The 18,690-nt window shown below is 72.9% G+C and carries 18 protein-coding genes; 4 read left to right on the top strand and 14 right to left on the bottom strand.

The features are described 5' to 3' along the window. Positions 1–54: 54 nt before the first annotated feature. Complete coding sequence (hisI, locus tag ACLF6P_RS15755) at positions 55–423, bottom strand: phosphoribosyl-AMP cyclohydrolase (RefSeq protein WP_415950911.1); 369 nt, start codon at positions 421–423, stop codon at positions 55–57. 216 nt (positions 424–639) lie between these two features. Here hisI and ACLF6P_RS15750 point away from each other — a divergent pair, with 216 nt between their 5' ends. Then, a complete protein-coding gene (locus ACLF6P_RS15750; RefSeq protein ID WP_415950910.1) occupies positions 640–1,275 on the top strand; it encodes a TIGR03085 family metal-binding protein in 636 nt (211 codons plus the stop codon). 82 nt (positions 1,276–1,357) lie between these two features. Here ACLF6P_RS15750 and ACLF6P_RS15745 read toward each other — a convergent pair whose 3' ends face one another. From ACLF6P_RS15745 to hisD, 13 genes are all read right to left on the bottom strand, one after another. After that, positions 1,358–3,967, bottom strand: coding sequence for a helix-turn-helix transcriptional regulator (locus ACLF6P_RS15745; RefSeq protein WP_415950909.1), 2,610 nt, complete (start codon positions 3,965–3,967; stop codon positions 1,358–1,360). Between the two features lie 126 nt (positions 3,968–4,093). Beyond that, on the bottom strand, positions 4,094–5,023 hold the full coding sequence (bdeA, locus tag ACLF6P_RS15740) for a bis(hydroxyethyl) terephthalate hydrolase (protein WP_415950907.1): 930 nt from the start codon (positions 5,021–5,023) through the stop codon (positions 4,094–4,096). A gap of 215 nt (positions 5,024–5,238) precedes the next feature. After that, positions 5,239–6,561 carry an MFS transporter gene (locus ACLF6P_RS15735; protein ID WP_415950906.1) on the bottom strand — a complete coding sequence of 441 codons (1,323 nt, stop codon included), beginning with the start codon at positions 6,559–6,561 and terminating at the stop codon, positions 5,239–5,241. Next, entirely contained in the window at positions 6,558–7,145 is a 588-nt protein-coding gene (locus ACLF6P_RS15730; RefSeq protein ID WP_415950905.1) for an ArsR/SmtB family transcription factor, read from the bottom strand. Before ACLF6P_RS15730 ends, ACLF6P_RS15735 begins: the two co-directional genes overlap by 4 nt. Before the next feature lie 131 nt (positions 7,146–7,276). After that, positions 7,277–8,692: an MFS transporter gene (locus ACLF6P_RS15725; RefSeq protein ID WP_415950903.1), complete on the bottom strand. Its 1,416-nt coding sequence runs from the start codon at positions 8,690–8,692 to the stop codon at positions 7,277–7,279. Positions 8,693–8,773: 81 nt separating this feature from the next. Continuing rightward, positions 8,774–9,529, bottom strand: coding sequence for an imidazole glycerol phosphate synthase subunit HisF (hisF, locus tag ACLF6P_RS15720; protein WP_415950902.1), 756 nt, complete (start codon positions 9,527–9,529; stop codon positions 8,774–8,776). After that, positions 9,526–10,002: a RidA family protein gene (locus ACLF6P_RS15715; RefSeq protein WP_415950900.1), complete on the bottom strand. Its 477-nt coding sequence runs from the start codon at positions 10,000–10,002 to the stop codon at positions 9,526–9,528. Before ACLF6P_RS15715 ends, hisF begins: the two co-directional genes overlap by 4 nt. Next, a complete protein-coding gene (gene priA, locus ACLF6P_RS15710; protein WP_415950899.1) occupies positions 9,999–10,733 on the bottom strand; it encodes a bifunctional 1-(5-phosphoribosyl)-5-((5-phosphoribosylamino)methylideneamino)imidazole-4-carboxamide isomerase/phosphoribosylanthranilate isomerase PriA in 735 nt (244 codons plus the stop codon). Before priA ends, ACLF6P_RS15715 begins: the two co-directional genes overlap by 4 nt. Further along, on the bottom strand, positions 10,733–11,386 hold the full coding sequence (hisH, locus tag ACLF6P_RS15705) for an imidazole glycerol phosphate synthase subunit HisH (RefSeq protein ID WP_415950897.1): 654 nt from the start codon (positions 11,384–11,386) through the stop codon (positions 10,733–10,735). Before hisH ends, priA begins: the two co-directional genes overlap by 1 nt. Continuing rightward, entirely contained in the window at positions 11,386–11,550 is a 165-nt protein-coding gene (locus ACLF6P_RS15700) for a hypothetical protein (RefSeq protein WP_415950895.1), read from the bottom strand. The genes hisH and ACLF6P_RS15700 overlap by 1 nt, the downstream gene beginning before the upstream one ends. Positions 11,551–11,552: 2 nt before the next feature. Then, positions 11,553–12,146 (bottom strand): imidazoleglycerol-phosphate dehydratase HisB, encoded by a 594-nt coding sequence (gene hisB / locus ACLF6P_RS15695; RefSeq protein WP_415950893.1) that lies wholly within the window; start codon positions 12,144–12,146, stop codon positions 11,553–11,555. Continuing rightward, positions 12,143–13,300 (bottom strand): histidinol-phosphate transaminase, encoded by a 1,158-nt coding sequence (locus ACLF6P_RS15690; protein WP_415950892.1) that lies wholly within the window; start codon positions 13,298–13,300, stop codon positions 12,143–12,145. The genes hisB and ACLF6P_RS15690 overlap by 4 nt, the downstream gene beginning before the upstream one ends. After that, positions 13,297–14,619, bottom strand: coding sequence for a histidinol dehydrogenase (gene hisD / locus ACLF6P_RS15685; RefSeq protein ID WP_415950890.1), 1,323 nt, complete (start codon positions 14,617–14,619; stop codon positions 13,297–13,299). The genes ACLF6P_RS15690 and hisD overlap by 4 nt, the downstream gene beginning before the upstream one ends. Positions 14,620–14,810: 191 nt before the next feature. On the opposite strand from hisD, the gene ACLF6P_RS15680 reads away from it, so the two are divergent. The 3 genes from ACLF6P_RS15680 (at position 14,811) to ACLF6P_RS15670 (ending at position 18,686) form a co-directional block, all read left to right on the top strand. Then, positions 14,811–16,358 (top strand): oxidoreductase, encoded by a 1,548-nt coding sequence (locus tag ACLF6P_RS15680; protein WP_415950966.1) that lies wholly within the window; start codon positions 14,811–14,813, stop codon positions 16,356–16,358. Positions 16,359–16,493: 135 nt separating this feature from the next. Further along, on the top strand, positions 16,494–17,750 hold the full coding sequence (locus ACLF6P_RS15675; protein WP_415950889.1) for a hypothetical protein: 1,257 nt from the start codon (positions 16,494–16,496) through the stop codon (positions 17,748–17,750). Positions 17,751–17,936: 186 nt separating this feature from the next. Next, positions 17,937–18,686, top strand: coding sequence for an LON peptidase substrate-binding domain-containing protein (locus ACLF6P_RS15670; RefSeq protein ID WP_415950888.1), 750 nt, complete (start codon positions 17,937–17,939; stop codon positions 18,684–18,686). The last annotated feature ends 4 nt before the right edge of the window (positions 18,687–18,690 follow it).

The following is an 18,690-nucleotide window of genomic DNA, read 5'->3' as shown; positions in this document are numbered from 1 at the left end:
AGGCGTGCGGGAACGGCGGGGGGCGCGGGGGCGTGGGGGGGGAGCGCGGACCGGTCAGGGCCCGGTGAGCGGCAGTACGTCGGCGTCGAAGCAGGTACGGGCGCCGGTGTGGCAGGCCGCGCCGGTCTGGTCGACCTTCACCAGGACCGTGTCGGCATCGCAGTCGAGGGCGACGGACTTCACGTGCTGGACGTGACCTGAGGTATCGCCCTTGACCCAGTACTCCCGGCGGCTGCGCGACCAGTAGGTGCAGCGCCCGGTGGTCAGGGTGCGGTGCAGCGCCTCGTCGTCCATCCAGCCCAGCATCAGCACCTCTCCGGTGTCGTACTGCTGGGCGATCGCCGGGAGCAGCCCGTCGGGGCTGCGCTTGAGGCGGGCGGCGATCGCGGGGGCGAGGGGGCTGGGCGGGGGCGAGCTGGTCATGGGGCCCATTGTGCGCGATCGGGGCGGCGGCCCGGGGCAGTGTCCGGGTCCCGGACGGGTGGCGGAAGGGAGCTCGGACAGACGCCGGGCGAGCCGCTGTGGGTGCCGGGCGCGGGTCCGGCAGGTGGTCCGGCGGGCGGTGCGGCGCGTGGTGCCGCGCGGCCCGCGTGTGGCGAGGCATGGCAGTCCGGCCCGGGCAGACGTACGCTGGCCGACATGTCGACCCATGCCAAGCGTGAACGACTGCTCCTCGCCGATCTGTTGGAGGCCGCCGGACCCGATGCGCCCACCCTCTGCGAGGACTGGCGGACCCGGGACCTCGCCGCCCATGTCGTGGTGCGCGAGCGGCGGCCGGATGCCGCGGGCGGGATCCTCATCAAGGCGCTGCAGGGCCGCCTGGAGAAGGCGATGGCGGAGTTCACGGCGAAGCCGTACGAGGAACTGATCCAGCTGATCCGTACGGGACCGCCGCGCTTCTCGCCGTACGCCCTGAAGCAGATCGACGAGGCGGCGAACGCCGTGGAGTTCTACGTCCACGCGGAGGATGTGCGGCGCGCGCAGGAGGACTGGTCGCCGCGCGGCCTGGACGCCGTCTTCTCGAACGTGCTCTGGTCCCGCCTGGAGAAGTCCGCCCGCATCCTGGGCCGACAGGCCCCCGTCGGCATGGTCCTGCGCCGCCCCGACGGCCAGACGGCGGTCGCCCACCGCGGCACCCCGGTGGTCACGGTCACCGGCGAGCCGGGCGAGCTGACGATGTTCGTCTTCGGACGCCAGGAGGCGGCGAAGGTCGAGGTGGAGGGCGAGAAGGAGGCCATCGAGCGGCTTCGGGGAGCCAAGCAGCTGGGGCTCTGAGAGCGTGTTGGCAATCCCCCGTCCGGATCATCAGACCGAGGGGTCTGGGCGCGGGCTTGCCAGCACGCTCTGAGCCGAGCCGTCAGGCCTCCGCCGCGGAACGGCCCGTCCCGGAACGATCCGCCGCGGAACGGTCCGCCTCAGAACGATCCGCCTCGGAACGATCCGCGCGGGCCACGACACGGGCGAGTTCCACCCGGGAACGCACTCCGAGTGCCGCGAAGACGTTGCGCAGATGGTGGTCCACGGTCCGCGGACTGACGGACAGATGCCGGGCCGCTTCACGGTTCGTCGCGCCCTCGGCGACCAGGCGGGCGATCCGCAGCTGCTGCGGGGTCAGCCCGGCGAGGCTTCCGGGCGGCTGCGGGGCGGCGGCTTCGCCGGTGGCCCGGAGTTCCGCCGCGGCCTGTGCGGCCCAGGCGCCCGCGCCGCAACGCTCAAAGGCGAGCAGCGCGTCCCGCAGGGCCTCGCGTGCCTTGGCGGGGCGGCGGGCGCGGCGCAGCCACTTGCCGTGGAGCAGCGCGGTACGGGCCCGTTCGAAGTCACCCGCGGTCGCGTCGTGCCGGGCCAGGGCGAGGGTGTACAGGGTGTCGGCCGTCTCGGAGCCGCCGGCGAGAAGCGCCTTGCAGCGCAGTAGCTGGGCGGGGGCCTGCGGATCGTGTCCGAAGCCCGCCCACTGCTCGAACAGGTCCACCGCCGAGGCGACCTCGCCCGTGCGGCCGGCGAGCACCGCGGCCTCGACGAAGCAGGGGACGGCGAGCATCCGTACCGCGAAGTGGCCCTGCGCCGGTCCCGGCGCGAGCAGCGGCCCCAGGCGCGCGGCGGCCTCGGTGGGGCGGCCCCTGGCCAGGTCGGCGCGGGCCAGCGCCCACTGGGCGAGGGTGGCGGCCTGAACGAGGCCGTGGCGTACGGCGGTCTCCTCGGCGGCCGCCGCGTGCTCGGCGACGGTGCGCGCGTCCTGGTCGAGGGAGGCGACGAGGGCGAGGATCGCGTGGTGGTGCGCCAGGCTGTTGCGGCGCCCGGTCAGGCGCGCGGTGCGGACACCGTCCTCGGCGTGGGCGCGGGCCCGTGCGTGCCGGCCGGCGCGCAGTTCCCCGTAGGCAAGCCGTTCCAGGGCCTGCGGCACCACGTCGAGCCGCCCGCGTGCCCTGGCCGTGGCCAGCGCCCGGCTCCCGAGCCGCCCTGCCGCCTCGAGGTCCCCTACGACGAGGGCGGCGGCCGAGGCGCACAGCAGCAGTTCCTCGGCTTCGCCCGCGGCGCGATCCCCGGCCGCGGGCTCCCCCGCTGCCGCGACCACCTGGCGCAGGGTGTCACGCCCGGCGCCGAAGCCGTGTGCGTCGCCGCTGAGGACGGCGTCCATGCCGCGCAGGTAGCTGCCGATGGGGCGGTCGAGCGGGCAGGTGTCGGGGCGGTCGGCGGAACGGACGCCGCGGGTGCCGGAGCGATGTTCCCCGGCCGGGGAGTCGGGGAGGGCCGCCACCTGGACGGCGGGGCGGGGCGACTCGTCCGGCCCGGCGGGGAGGGCGGGCCCGTCCGGGTCGGCACGGCGGAACAACCCCTCCGGGGCTGCGCGGAGGGACGGCCCCACGGAGTGGACCGGCTCGTCCGCCCCGGCCGCGCGGGGCGGCTGACCGGTCGGTGGGCCGAGGGCCTCGCGGTAGGCCGTGGCGTCGCCCATGGCCCAGGAGGCCTCGGCGGCGGCGAGACGGGCGCGCAGGGCGCGGTCCGGGTCGTCGGCGGCCAGCAGGCGGGCGGCGAGGAGCAGGGAGGCGCGGGCATCGGCCACCGGTCCGGTGTCCGCCTCCAGGAGGCCGTGGACGAGTTCGGCCCGTCCCGTCACCGCATCGGGCAGCGCGAGCCGCCGTACGGGCGCGAGCAGCCGCGCGGCCCGCCCGGTACGCCCCGCGAGCCTGGCCCGGTCCGCCGCCTCGACCCTCCGCAGGGCCTGTGCGATACGGCGGACACCGGGCACCTCGCCCCCGGCCCCCCGCACCACCGAGCCGTCGGCCGCCTCGCCCGCGAAATCCCGCGCCGAGGCCCCGCCCGCCGCATGCGCGCCGTCGGCCGCCGCCGCGAGTTCCCGCAGTGCCAGCGGGCTTCCGCCCGCCGCGGCCAGCAGACGCTCCCGTACGACGGGGTCCGACGGGCGGCCGTCGAGGTGCTGTTCCAGCAGGGCTCTCGCTGCGGCATCGTCCAGCGGGGTGAGGCGCACCACGGGGAGGCCGTCCGTCAGGCCGGTGGCTCGGTGGGCCGCCACGGACAGGACCAGGGCGATCGGCGCCGGCTCCGCGGCGAGCCCCCGGGCCACGGAGTGCAGGGCGGCGCGTGCGGAGCCGGGCCACAGGTGCAGGTCGTCGACGCACACCAGGAGCGGCCCGCCCACCCGCAGCAGCGCGGAGCGCAGCCGCTCGGCCGGGTGTCCCGCGTACAGCTCCCCAAGCATCTTGTCCGGGGTGTGCCGCGGCGGGACGGCGGGCGCGAAGCACGCCGTCCCGCCGGTGAACGTGCCGGCCAGGTGCCGCAGCAGCGCCGTACGCCCGAGCCCGGGGTCGGCCGTCAGCACCAGCGCTCCCCCGCGGCCGGCTCGCGCGCGCGCCGACAGCCTCGCGCACCGGGCGAGTTCACGTTCCCGGCCGTGGAGCCGGGTGCCGTGGTGCGGGGGCTCGGATTCGGTCCGGTCCGCTCCGGTCACGCAGCGCACGTTACTGCCACGTAACCATCCGTGGAACCCTGCGTGCACGCCCGAAGGCCCGAGCCCGATTCCGAACCCCCGTCGTTCGCCCGAAGGGCGGCGCAGGCGGGGGTTCGGAACAGGCGCTCAGCCCGAGTGGGGGCAGTTGCCGCGGTACTCCTCGATCGTCAGGCTCGGCCGCGGCAGCGGGCACAGGAACTGCTCATAGCGGGTGTCGTTGTCGATGAAGCGCTTCAGCCACGAGATGCTGTACTTCGCGATCGTCGTGTTCGACGTGTTGGGCGTGAAGTGGTTGGCGCCGTTCAGCTCCAGATACGCCTTGTCGAGGGAGCCCGGCAGGGTCGAGTAGAACCGCTCGGAGTGCGTGGCCACCGGCGCGATCGTGTCCCATTCCGCGCCCACCACGAGCGTGGGCGTCTGGATCTCGGGCCAGGTCTTGTCGGTGTTCCAGCCGGTGAGCGGAATCGCCGCCTGGAGCGAGGGCCGGGACTTGGCGGCCTCCAGCGTGCCGCCGCCGCCCATCGAGTGCCCCATCACCCCGAGCCGGCTAGCGTCGACCCGGCCGCGCACCGAGCTGCGCTCGGTCAGGTAGTCGAGTGCGGCGAGCAGTTGGCGGCCGCGGCTCGCGGGCTGGTCGAGTGTGGTGAGGGTGTCGATAGTGAAGACCACGAAGCCCTGGGAGGCGAGCCGCGGTCCGAGCCAGGCGATGGACGACTCGTACGCCGTGAAGCCGGGCGATATCGCGATCGCGCCGAAGGTGCCGTCGCTGGTGCTCGTCGGGTAGTAGATCGTGCCGCCGCCGAATCCGGAGACGCGCAGGGACGATACGGAGGTCTGGGAGACGGCGTACGGGCCGCGCGGGGCCTCGATGCCGGCCTCGGTGGGTGCCGGGCCGCGCTCGTAGGGGTTGTCGTCCGCGCCGTGGGCGGTGACGGTCTGCGAGGTCAGCAGGGCGCCGACGGCCAGGGCCGCGGCGAGCGCGGCACGGACCGCGCGGCCTCTGCGCCTGCTGCGGACGGTGGTCGTGGTGCGGCGCTCCTCGGTGAACTGCTGCACGACTGGGCTTCCTCTCGTGGAAGGCCGCGCCGTACGGGGCGGAGGGCGCACCGGCCCGGTCCCCCGGACCGGGCCGCCTCCGTACGACGCCACCTGGGTCAGTGACAGCCGCCACTGTCACCGTGGAAGCGGAAGCCACGCATCGGCGAAATCACCAGTCAGCCGTCCCGGACCGTTTTCGGGATGCGAGCTGCGGGCCGCCCGATGACGGTCCGTCACGCCGACCGCCCTGCCGGGGCTTTGCGCACCGGCTCGCCCTGCGCCTTCGTCATCCGCGGCAGCTCCGCACGCCGCACCGCGCCCGAAGCCAGACCCACCGCCGAGCCCACGAGGACCAGGCAGGCGCAGCCCACGAACACCGGTCGCGCGCCCCACGCGCCGATCGCCGCGCCGACGACCGGATAGCACAGCGGCGCGAGCCCCACCGCGATCAGCATGTAGGCCGAGGTGACCCGTCCGATGTAGGCGGAGTCGGACTGCGTCTGCACGAGGGCACCGCTCAACGCCCCACCGAGCCCCGCGCTCAGGCCCACGACGAAGCAGGCAAGTGCCGCGAGCAGCGACGAGGGCGCGAACGCGATCGCCACGAGGGCCACCGCGCCGAGTGCCTCCCCCAGCGACCGCAGCAGCCCGGCTCTTGGCAGGCGTCCGCGCACCGCGAGCAGCGTGGATGCCGCGCCGGCGCCGATACCGAAGGCGGAGATCGCCAGGCCGAGCCCGGCGGCACCCCAGCCCCGCTCGTCCATGAGCAGCACCAGGCCGATATTGGCGGGCCCCGAGAACCCGAGTTCGGTGATCCCCATCGCGGTGATCAGCGGAAACAGCACCTTGTGCCGCCGGATGTAGCGCAGCCCGGCGCGCAGTTCTCCCTTCCTCGGCCGCTGCGCCGCCGCCTGGGGAGCCCCGTCGGAGGGCGCCAGCTTCCGCACCCGTACGGCCAGGAGCAGCACCAGGGACAGCCCGAACAGCGCGGCCGCCACGGCGAACGCCGCCGCCGATCCGCCGAGCGCCACCGCGAGCCCGCCGAGCGGGCCGCCGGTGACCAGTGCGATCCGGCCCGCGAGTCCGCGCAGGCCCTGGACGCGGGCGAGTTGGGAGGCTCCGGTGATACGGGGCGGCAGCGCGCCCACCGCGGGCATGAACACCGCGTCCACCGCACCGAAGATCAGCGCGATCACGGCGAGCAGCCAGATCCCGGGCTGTGCGGCGAGCAGCAGTCCGGCCGCGACGAGGATCACCGCGAAGCGCACGGCGTCCGAGCCGATCACGACCCGGCGCGGACCGAAACGGTCGGCGATCACACCCCCGTAGAGCATGAGCAGGGCGCGCGGTACGGCGCCGAGCGCCAGGACCAGGCCCGCCTGTGCCGCGCTTCCGGATCGGGCGGCGGCCCAGGACAGGGCGATGAAGTAGACGGCGTCGCCGATCATCGAGGAGGCGTAGGCGCCGAGCCAGCGCAGGACGTTGGGGTCACGGTGGGCGGGCCGGTCCACGGCCTCCGGTATGACGCCCTCGGGGACGTGCACCTGGGCGCTCACGGGCGGAAGGGGAAACCGTAGAGGTGGACCGCGATCTGCTCGCGGCCCTCGGTCTCGCCGGCCTCGTCCGCGGCCTGGCTGATCGCGTGGTACCTGGCCATCACCTCGTGCAACTCCTTGTTCAGCTCCGCAAGTTCGGGAGCCGTCAGGCGGGGCAGCGACTCCGAGTCGAAGGCGGCCGAACGCCAGTCGGCGCTCCACGCCCCCTTCTCCTCGACATAGCGCTCGTACAGCTCGTGACGCTGGTCGTGGAAGAGCCGGGTGACCGAGCGGTGCGCGGCGGCCTTCCCTGGATCGCCGATGAAGTCCTCGTCGCTGATGGTCAGCGACTGCGCGGCCGGCTTCCACCAGCGCTCACGCCCGTCGCTCCCCTGTCCCTCGGCCTCTTCGATGAGGCCGTGTTCGGCGAGTTTGCGCAGGTGGTAGCTGACGAGCGAGACCGCCTCGTCCACGGTCTGCGAGAGCTGCGAAGCGGTCGCGAGACGGGCGGTGTACACCGCGCGGAAGAGTTTCATCCGCAGTGGGTGGCCGAGCGCCTTGAGCGTCTCGACGTCCTGGATTTTGCGTGTCTTCTCCTCTGCCATGCCCCCAACGTAGATAGGAAAGAATTGTTGCGCAACAATTCTTGCGCAATTATTCCTGCACATCTTCCTCGGATGCGTCTTCCACGCGCCGCGCCGACCGGCCCCCGGGCCCTGCGGAGGGCCGGCGCCGCTCAGGCGGGCCGCCGCTGCCCGGGGAGCTCCGCCCGCCACACCTCCCGCGCGAACAGCGGCAGCAACGCCGCCGCCATGCTCACCGAGCCGCCCGCGACGAACACCGTGGGCGCGCCCCAGAGCCCGGCCGCCCAGCCGCCGACCGGAAAGAACAGCGGGGTCACACCGACCGCCGTGAACGCCATCACCGAGGAGACCCGGCCCAGATAGCGGGGCTCGGTGTTCGCCTGGATCAGGGTCGCGGAGAGCGCGCCGCACAGCCCGCTCACCAGACCGGCGCCCAGCGCCACGGCCGCGGCGCCGGGGACGGTGGGCAGCAGACCGATGGCGCCGATCAGGCCGGAGGCCACGAGGAGGGTGAGGGTCGCCCAGCGTCCGGCGCGCGGAAAGCGTCCCGCCACGGCGAGGCCCAGGGTGCTGGCGCCCGCGCCGAAGGCCATCGCGCCGAGGACGAGGCCCGCGCCCGCCGGGCCCCAGCCGCGTTCCTCGCCGAGGACGACGATGCCGACGGTGAGGGGTGGGGTGATGCCGATCTGGCTGATGCAGCCGGAGACGACGAGCGGGCCGACGACCCGGTGGCGGCGGACGTACCGCAGCCCGTTCCGCAACTCCCGCCAAGCGGTGGCGCGTTCAGTCGGCTCGTCCTGTACGGCTCCATCGTCCCGCACGGCTGCTCCATCGTCCCGCACCGCCTCATCGGGCCGCACCGCCTCATCGGGCCGCACCGGCGTGATCCGTACGGTGATCAGCAGCAGAAGCGATACGGCGAACAGTGCGCCCGCCACCGCGAAGGCCGCCGCGGGCCCGCCCACGCCCATCGCGAAACCGGCCGTGGGCGGACCCGCGAGCTTGCCGACGCGTTCCATGAAGGCCTTGAAGCCGAGCAGTCGCATCAGCTCGCCGCGGCCGGTGATCCGCGGCGGCAGCGCGCCGACCGCGGGCATGAACAGGGCGTCGACCACGCCGAAGAGCAGGGCGAGCGCCACCAGGAGCCAGAGCCCGGGGGCCGCGAGCCAGAGCGCGGCGGCGGCCGCGAGGATCAGCGCACAGCGGGCCGCGTCCGAGCCGATGACGACCCGGCGCGGCCCGAAGCGGTCGGCGATCACCCCGCCGCCGAGCATGAGCAGCGCCCGCGGCACGGCACCGACGGCCATCACCAGGCCCACCTGGGCGGGCCCGCCGATCCGGGCGGCGGCCCAGCCGAGGGAGAGGAAGTAGACCCCGTCGCCGACCATCGATGCGGCGTACGCGCCCAGCCAGCGCAGGACGTTGGGGTCCCGGTGGGCCGCCGTGCCGGGCGGCGGAGGTTCGGAACGGGGACGCGGGTGCGGGGACGCCTGCGAGGACGGGTGACTGGACGGGTAAGTGGACGGGTGAGTGGACGGCTTCGCCTGCCGGGACGTGTCAGAGGTCACGGACGGCTATGGTCCAGGCCAATTCACGTACCCGGCAAGCGATTTCTGTTCAGCCCCCGCGGTGTTCGGTCGGAGCCGGACTCACCGCACCGGATACCCGGCCCCGCGCAACGCGCCCTTGACCTCCCCGATCCGCAGATCACCGAAGTGGAACACGGACGCCGCGAGGACGGCGTCCGCTCCGGCGCCCACAGCCGGGGCGAAATCCGCGAGCCTGCCCGCTCCGCCCGAGGCGATCACGGGAACGGTGACGTGCTTGCGGACGGCCTCGATCATCTCGATGTCGTAGCCGTCCTTCGTCCCGTCCGCGTCCATCGAGTTGAGCAGGATCTCGCCCGCGCCCAGTTCGGCCGCCCGATGCGCCCACTCGACGGCGTCGATCCCGGCGGACTTGCGGCCGCCGTGCGTGGTGACCTCGAAGGACCCGGAGGAGGTACGGCGCGCGTCGACCGACAGGACGAGGACCTGCCGTCCGAAGCGCTCGGCGATCTCACGGATCAGCTCGGGCCGCGCGATGGCGGCCGTGTTGACGCCGACCTTGTCCGCGCCCGCGCGGAGCAGCCTGTCCACGTCCTCGGCCGTACGGACTCCGCCGCCGACCGTGAGCGGGATGAAGACCTGTTCGGCGGTGCGGCGGACCACGTCGTAGGTGGTCTCGCGGTTGCCGGAGGAGGCGGTGATGTCGAGGAAGGTCAGCTCGTCGGCACCTTCGGCGTCGTAGACCTTGGCCATCTCGACCGGGTCGCCCGCATCGCGCAGGTTCTGGAAGTTGACACCCTTGACGACCCGGCCGTTGTCGACGTCCAGGCAGGGGATCACACGTACCGCCAGGGTCATGACTGATCGGACTCCTCGGTGAGGTCCTGGGCGGCAGCCGCCCAGAGCGCTTCCTCGTGCTCGTCGGATCGCGGGTCGAAGGCCTCCAGCTCCACCTCGACCAGGATGCGCGGGTCGACGAAGCCGGTGACCACCGCGAAGGTCGTGACGGGACGTACGGCGTCGAAGGCCTCCTTGTGGGCGCGGCCCACGGCCTCGGCGTCCCGCGCATGGGTGAGGAAGACGCGGGTGCGGATGACATGCGAGGCGTCGAGCCCGAACGCGCCCAGCGCCTCGACGCCGTTCGCGATGGCGACCCGGGTCTGTTCGTACGGATCGCCCTCGCCGTGCAGGACCGAGCCGCGGAACGAGGTCGTTCCGCCGACCACCACGCGGTCACCCGCGGCCACGGCGCGCGCGAAACCGAAGGCGTCCTCCCAGGGGCTGCCGCTCTGTACGCGCTGCACGCCGGTCGCTCGCTCCACCTCGCTCATACGGACACAGCCTCCAGCGCCTCCTGCAGCGTGAACTGCTTGGCGTAGAGCGCCTTGCCGACGATCGAACCCTCGACGCCGAGCGGCACGAGGGAGGCGATGGCGCGCAGGTCGTCGAGGGAGGAGACACCGCCGGAGGCGACGACCGGGCGGTCCGTCGCCGCGCAGACATTGCGCAGCAGCTCCAGGTTGGGGCCCTGCAGGGTGCCGTCCTTGGCGATGTCGGTGACGACATAGCGGGCGCAGCCCTCGGAGTTGAGGCGCTCCAGGGTCTCGTACAGGTCGCCGCCGTCGCGGGTCCAGCCGCGGCCGCGCAGCGTCGTACCGCGTACGTCGAGCCCGACGGCGATCCGGTCGCCGTGCGAGGCGATGACCTTGGCGACCCACTCGGGGGTCTCCAGGGCGGCGGTGCCGAGGTTGACGCGGGTGCAGCCGGTGGCGAGCGCGGCTTCGAGCGAGGCGTCGTCGCGGATGCCGCCGGAGAGCTCGACCTTGATGTCCATGGCGCCGGTGACCTCGGCGATCAGGGCGCGGTTGTCGCCGGTGCCGAAGGCGGCGTCGAGGTCGACCAGATGCAGCCACTCGGCGCCCGCGTTCTGCCATGCGAGGGCGGCCTCCAGCGGGGAGCCGTACGAGGTCTCCGTACCGGATTCGCCGTGCACGAGGCGGACGGCCTGGCCGTCGCGGACGTCGACGGCGGGGAGGAGTTCGAGCTTCTGCGAGGAGGGCATCAGAGGGTTCCGATCCAGTTGGTCAGGAGCTGCGCACCGGCGTCGCCGGACTTCTCGGGGTGGAACTGGGTGGCCCACAGCGCGCTGTTCTCCACGGCGGCCACGAAGGGCTTGCCGTGGGTGGCCCAGGTGACGAGCGGGGCGGCGATGGCGGGGTTGGTGACTTCCAGGGTCCAGTCGTGGGCCGCGTAGGAGTGCACGAAGTAGTAGCGGGCGTCGGCGTCCAGGCCCTCGAAGAGCCGGGAGCCTTCCGCGGGCTCGACGGTGTTCCAGCCCATGTGCGGAACCACGTCGGCCTGGAGCGGGCCGACCGTGCCGGGCCATTCGTCGAGGCCCTCGGTCTCCACGCCGTGCTCGATGCCGCGCTCGAACAGGATCTGCATGCCGACGCAGATGCCCATCACCGGGCGGCCGCCGGACAGACGGCGGTCCACGATCCAGTCGCCGCGGGCCTTCCTGAGGCCCTTGATGCAGGCCTCGAAGGCGCCGACGCCGGGCACGAGGAGCCCGTCGGCGTTCATCGCCCTGTCGAAGTCGCGGGTGATCTCGACGTCCGCGCCGACGCGGGCGAGGGCGCGCTCGGCGGAGCGGACGTTGCCGAAGCCGTAGTCGAAGACGACGACCTTCTTCCTGGAGGAAGCGGAGACGGTCATCAGGTCCACACCTCCAGGCGCAGGATGCCGGCGAGCAGCGACATCCCGGCGCCGATCGAGAGCAGGGTGACCAGGCCCTTGGACATGCCCTGCTTGACGAAGGAGATGACGCCGCCGAGCAGGAACAGGCCGAGGACGATCAGGAGGGTCGAAGTGCCGTTCATGGTTACAGCGCGCCCTTCGTGGAGGGGATGATGCCGGCCGCACGCGGGTCGCGCTCCGAGGCGTAGCGCAGCGCGCGGGCCAGCGCCTTGAACTGGCACTCGACGATGTGGTGGGCGTTGCGCCCATAGGGGACGTGCACGTGCAGGGCGATCTGCGCCTGGGCGACGAAGGACTCCAGGATGTGCCGGGTCATCGTCGTGTCGTAACTGCCGATCATCGGCGCCATGTTCTCGGGCTCGGTGTGCACGAGGTACGGGCGGCCGGACAGGTCGACGGTGACCTGGGCGAGGGACTCGTCGAGCGGGACGGTGCAGTTGCCGAAGCGGTAGATGCCGACCTTGTCGCCGAGCGCCTGCTTGAAGGCGGCGCCGAGGGCGAGCGCGGTGTCCTCGATGGTGTGGTGCGAGTCGATGTGCAGATCGCCCTCGGTCTTCACCGTGAGGTCGAACAGGCCGTGCCGGCCGAGCTGGTCGAGCATGTGGTCGTAGAAGCCGACTCCGGTCGACACATCGACCTTCCCGGTGCCGTCGAGGTCGATCTCGACGACGACCGAGGTCTCCTTGGTGGTGCGCTCCACGCGTCCGATGCGGCTCATGACCTGTGCTCCTGCTCCTTCTTGAGATCTCGTACCGCGTCGAGGAACGCGTCGTTCTCCTCGGGCGTGCCCGCGGTCACCCGCAGCCGGCCCGGTACGCCGTTGTCCCGGACCAGGACGCCCCGGTCGAGGATCTGCTGCCAGGCGGCGTGGGCGCCCCCCTCGCCGTCGAACCGTCCGAACTGCACGAAGTTGGCGTCGGAGGGGGTGACTTCGTAGCCGAGCGCGCGCAGCCCGTCGACGATCCGGTCGCGCTCCTGCTTCAGCTGCTCCACATAGCCGAGCAGCGTGTCGGTGTGCTCCAGGGCCGCGAGCGCGGTGGCCTGGGTGACGGCCGACAGGTGGTACGGAAGCCGTACGAGCTGCACCGCGTCCACCACCGCGGGGTGCGCGGCGAGATAGCCCAGGCGCAGGCCCGCGGCGCCGAAGGCCTTCGACATGGTGCGCGAGACGACGAGGTTCGGCCGTCCTTCGAGCAGCTCCAGGAGCGAGTCGCCGTGGCTGAACTCGATGTACGCCTCGTCGACCACGACGAGCGCCCCGGCAGTGGTCGCCTTGGCGGCCTGTGCGGCCTCGTACAGCGCGAGCACCGTCTCCGGCTCGACCGCGGTGCCCGTCGGGTTGTTGGGCGAGGTGATGAAGGTGACGTCCGGCGCGTTCTCGGCGATCGCCTTCGTGGCGGCCTCGACGTCGAGGGTGAAGTCCGCGCCGCGCGGCCCGGAGATCCAGGCCGTGCCGGTGCCGCGGGAGATCAGCCCGTGCATGGAGTACGAGGGTTCGAAGCCGATGGCGCTGCGGCCGGGGCCGCCGAAGGTCTGCAGGAGCTGCTGGATGACCTCGTTGGACCCGTTGGCCGCCCAGACGTTCGCCGTGGTGACCTCGTAGCCGGTGGTACGGGTCAGGTAGCGGGCCAGCTCGGTGCGCAGCTCGACCGCGTCGCGGTCGGGGTATCGGTTGAGGTTCCGGGCCGCCTCGGTGACGCGCTCGGCGATCCGCCGCACGAGGGGCTCGGGCAGCGGGTACGGGTTCTCGTTGGTGTTGAGGCGTACGGGCACGTCCAGCTGAGGGGCGCCGTACGGGGACTTGCCCTTCAGTTCGTCCCGGATGGGTAGTTCGTCCCAGGGGGACGCGGGCGTGTTGCCGATCGTGCTCACTTGCCGGGAACCTTCCAGCCGAACCTTGCCTTGATCGCCGCACCGTGCGCGGGCAGGTCCTCGGCCTCGGCGAGCGTCACCACGTGGTGCGCCACGTCGGCGAGGGCCTCGCGCGAGTAGTCGACGATGTGGATGCCGCGCAGGAAGGACTGCACGCTCAGGCCCGAGGAGTGGCAGGCGCAGCCGCCGGTGGGCAGGACGTGGTTGGATCCGGCCGCGTAGTCGCCGAGCGAGACAGGCGCCCAGGGGCCGACGAAGATCGCGCCGGCATTGCGGACGCGGTCGGCCACGGCGGTGGCGTCGGCGGTCTGGATCTCCAGGTGCTCGGCGCCGTAGGCGTCGACGACCTTCAGGCCGTCCTCCAGGGAGCCGACGAGCACGATCGCGGACTGGCGGCCCTTGAGTGCCGGGACGATCCGGTCGTCGATGTGCTTGGTGGCGGCGACCTGCGGCTCGAGCTCGCGCTCCACGGCCTCGGCGAGCGCCTCGCTGTCCGTGACGAGGACGGCGGCGGCCAGCGGGTCGTGTTCGGCCTGGCTGATCAGGTCGGCGGCGATGTGCGCCGGGTCGGCGGTGTCGTCGGCGAGGACCGCGATCTCGGTCGGGCCCGCCTCCGCGTCGATGCCGATCTTCCCGGTGAAGTAACGCTTGGCGGCCGCGACCCAGATGTTGCCGGGGCCGGTCACCATGTTCGCGGGCGGGCAGGACTCGGTGCCGTACGCGAACATCGCGACGGCGGTGGCGCCCCCTGCGGCGTACACCTCGTCGACCCCGAGCAGCGCACAGGCCGCGAGGATCGTCGGGTGCGGCAGGCCGCCGAACTCCGCCTGCGCGGGGCTGGCGAGCGCGATCGACTCGACGCCGGCCTCCTGCGCGGGCACCACGTTCATGATCACGGACGAGGGGTAGACGGAGCGGCCGCCGGGCGCGTACAGGCCGACGCGCTCGACCGGAACCCACTTCTCGGTCACGCTGCCGCCGGGCACCACCTGGGTGGTGTGCGGGGCGCGGCGCTGCTCGCGGTGCACCGTGCGGGCCCGCTTGATCGACTCCTCCAGGGCGGCCCTGACCTGCGGGTCCAGCTCGACGAGTGCCTTGTCGAGGGCCTCGGCAGGCACCCGTACGCTCTCCAGCCGCACGCCGTCGAACCTCTGCGCGTACTCGACCAGCGCCGCGTCCCCGCGATGATGCACGTCCTCGCAGATCGGACGCACCTTGTCCAGGGCGGCCGCGACGTCGAAGTCGGCACGGGGCAGCAGGTCACGCAGTGCGGGGCCCTCGGGGAGGGCGCCGCCGCGCAGGTCGATTCGAGAGATCACGTGGCCAATTCTCTCAGACCGGCACGCGCCGCCGTCGCAGGTATCCACTGGCTGATACAGGCACGCTCACCACGTCAGGATCTCCGGCACCAGTGGTGTTCGGACGGTTACGGGCCGGGGCATCACATCCGTACCCATGCAACAGGTGTTCGCGCGCGTACGGGGAGGGACGGGCAGACGTGGCCATCGAGATGCCGGACGACCTGACACCGGCCGAGGTCGGGATGTGGCAGGCGTTCCGGAACGGCTCGCGGTACAAGCTCTCCACGGGCAATCCGTTGGTCGACGATCCGCACGGCGTCTACCACTGGGGCGAGGAGCGCAGCGTACGGGCCCGGGTCATCTGCATGCTCATGCTCGCGGGCCCGCCCGCCCTCGACGGCCGGGTCTCCGCGATCAAGCTGACGGGGGTGCGTGTCACCGGTTATCTCGATGTCGCGGGCGGCACCGTCACGCCGTACGTCGAGATGAAGGACTGCCGCTTCGAGAAGGAGGTCCTGCTCCCCGAGACCCGCTTCACCACCCTGCGCCTGTCGAACTGCTCGATCCCCCGCCTGGAGGCCACCCGGCTGCACACGGAGGGCGATCTGCATCTGCCGCGCTGCCGGGTGCACCGCGGCATCCGCCTCTGCGACGCCCGGATCGGCACGGACCTGCTGCTCAGCCAGGCCGTCGTGCACCATGACCGCAACGACCGCACCATCGACGCGGACGGACTCTCCGTCGGCCAGGACTTACAGGCCGAGCTCATCGAGTCCTACGGCGAGTTCCGGATGCGCGGCGCGAAGGTCGGCGTCTCGCTCAGCCTGCGCGGCAGCCGGCTGCTCAACGAGGCGGGCAAGTACGCACTCAACGCACCGCAGCTCACCGTCGAACGCAGCCTGTACCTGACCCCCGCCGCCGTCTCCGACCCGATGTACACGGCGGGTGCCACCCCGGCGCACGGCACCCGCGTCCAGCACTTCGAATGCCGCGGCGGCATCCGGCTCGACGACGGGCGCTTCGCCGACGCCATCGACCTGGACCGGGCGCGCCTGTACATGGGCGAGGAACACCAGCTCGCGCTGCGCCGGGTGCACACCTCCGAGCTGCGCTTCCTCGGCGAGCGGCCGCAGGGCGGCAAGGTGGTGCTCTCGGGTGCGAAGGTGACGAACCTGCGCGACGCGTCGGCGAGCTGGCCGGGCCCCGGGCATCTGGAGATGAACGGTTTCGCCTACGACAACCTCATCCCGGTCGACCGTTTCCCGCTCTCCGAGCGGCTTGCCTGGGTCGAGGCCGCCACCCCCGAGTACAACCCGGAGCCGTACGAACGCCTCGCCTCCGTCCTGCGCGCCACCGGCGAGGACTCCGAGGCCCGCGAGGTGCTCCTCGCCAAACAGCGCCGCCGCCGCCAGACCCTGCCGCTCGCGGGCAAACTCTGGGGGTACGCGCAGGACTGGATGGTCGCGTACGGGTACCGGCCGGGCCGGGCGGCGCTTTGGATGGCGGTCCTGTGGGCGCTGGGCGGCTGGGTCTTCTCGTACTACGAGCCCGAGGAGATGAGGATCGGCGAGGGCCCCGCGTACAACTCGGTCATCCACACCCTCGACCTGATCCTCCCGGTCATCAACCTCGGCCAGGAGGGCCACTGGCGGATGGCGGGCGGATGGCAGTGGCTGGCCTCATCACTGATCCTGCTCGGCTGGGTGCTGGCGACGACGGTGGCGGCGGGGGTCTCGCGGGTGCTGCGGAGGGGTTGAGCAGTCCGGCCGCTGCCCGGAGGCGAGCCCCGAGCCGGCCTGCCACCGGCTGGGCGCCCGCAACGGACACAGCGACGAAACCGTTATCAACGGGGCCACAACCTTCCGCCCGGCCCACCGGTCTTCCCCCGCAATATGTCACTGCTCCACGCGATCATCAGCACAGCCCGCATGCTGAAGCACACCAAGCACCTGGCCGCCGGTCTGCCCGGCGACGACGAGGTACTGCTCGATGCACCCGACGACCGCCTCGCCCCCGCCCTGGTCGCGGCGGGCCAGGGCGAGTACGGCCCGGCGGCGGCCCTGCTCGCGGCCACCCGCGAGCAGGCCGCCTGGGAGAACCGGGACCTGTACACCCGGCGCCTGGCGGCCTTCGCCCGCAGCCGCCCCGACTGGTTCGAGCGCTGGCTCGCCGGGCGTCCGCACGATCCGGACGCCCGGCTCGTGAAGGCCGAGCTGGCCCTCGGCCGCGCCTGGGACTCCCCCGCGTACGCGGAACTCCTGCGCGATGCCGGGCCGTTGATCAGCGCCGCCGCCGACGGCGCTCCCCGCGATCCGGTGCCCTGGCGTCTCGCCCTCGACCACGCGCGCGGCACGCACGCCACCCGTGCCGTCTTCGACACGCTGTGGGAGCAGGCCACCAGCCGGGCCTCGCACCACTACGGCTGCCACACCTCCGCGGTGCAGTACCTCTCGGCCGCCTGGTACGGCTCGCACCGCGAGTCCTTCGACTTCGCCGAGCGGGCCGCCGAGGACGCGCTGCCCGGCTCGCTCCTGCACGCCCTTCCGATCCGGGCCGCCCTCCCGTATCTGACCGACCCGGACCCGCTGCCGGGACGCCCCGGCACCAACCCGCTGCCCCCACGGCACGGCACGGGGCTCCTGCCGGGCCTGCCCGGCCTGACCGGCACGGCCGCCCGGCAGAGCCGCAACGGCCCGGACAGGACTCCGGGCCGATCCGTCCCTGACATGCCGCCGACCGGCGCGGGCACGCCTCCCGGACCGGCGGGACCGGCCTCGCTGCTCGGCCCCGAGCGCCTCGACGCAGCCGCCGACCGCGCCATCGCGCTCTCCGCCGCGTACCCCGTCGGCGATCCGTATCCGGCCGAGGTCCGCAACCTGCTCACATACGTCCTGATCCGCCTCGAACGCTGGCCGGAGGCCCTCGACCAGCTGCGGATGACCGGCCGGCAGGCCACGTCCTTCCCCTGGGACCGGCTCTCGGACGACCCGCTGGGCCAGTTCCTGGAACTGCGCGACGGCATCCGCCTCCAGGTGGCGGCGGACACCCCGCTGTGGGCAGGGCGCGGCGCGGTCGGCGGGCCGGTGCGGGCGGGCTCCGACGGGGGGTCCGGGGGCGGGCTCCGAGGAGGTTCCGGGGGCGGGCTCTGACGGAGTTCCGGGAGGGTGCTCTCAGGGAGTTTTGAGGGGTGCTCTGAGGGAGTTCCGGGGGGTGCTCTGAGGGAGTTCCGGGAGGGTGCTCTCAGGGAGTTTTGAGGGGTGCTCTGAGGAGGCTCCGGAGCGGGGCGCTCGGGGGCAGGCTCTGACGTTCAGGGGCAGGCTCTAAGGTAAAGAGCCGTGACCACCGTCCGACTTCCGCTCTTCCCGCTGAACACCGTGCTGTTCCCGGGTCTCGTGCTGCCCCTGAACATCTTCGAGGCGCGCTACCGGGCCATGATGCGCGACCTCGTCGAGGCCGTGCCCGAGGACGCGGAGGAGCCGCGCCGTTTCGCCGTCGTGGCGATCCGCGACGGGCACGAGGTCGCCCCGGCCGCGCCCGGCCTGCCCGACCAGACCGCCACGGTCGAGAAGGGCCCGGCGGCGGGTTTCGGCGAGGACCCGGTGAAGGCCTTCCACGAGGTCGGCTGTATCGCCGACGCGGCCACCGTGCGCGAACGCGCCGACGGCAGTTTCGAGGTCCTCGCGACCGGCACCACCCGCGTACGGATCCTCTCGGTCGATGCGAGCGGCGAGTATCTGACCGCGGAGCTGGAGGAGCTGCCCGAGGAGCAGGGCGAGGAGGCGGGTGCGCTCGCCGAGGGCGTGCTGCGCGCGTTCCGCTCGTACCAGAAGCGGCTGGCCGGCGCCCGCGAGCGCAGTCTCGCCACCGGGGCCGAGCTGCCCGACGAGCCGTCGGTGGTCTCGTATCTGGTGGCGGCCGCGGCGGTGCTCGACGTACCGGCGAAGCAGCGGCTGCTCGAAGCCCCGGACACGGCGAGTCGGCTGCAGAGCGAACTGAAACTCCTTCGCGCGGAGACGGCCGTGCTCCGTAGTCTGCCCTCGCTGCCCGCGGTCGATCTGACCCGGGCACCCACGAGCCTCAACTGAGGGA

The sequence above is a fragment of the Streptomyces lothianensis genome (genome assembly GCF_047779955.1).
Classification (GTDB): Bacteria; Actinomycetota; Actinomycetes; order Streptomycetales; family Streptomycetaceae; genus Streptomyces.
The sequence above is the reverse complement of the archived record's forward strand: the minus strand, read 5'-3'. Positions and strand labels throughout refer to the sequence as shown.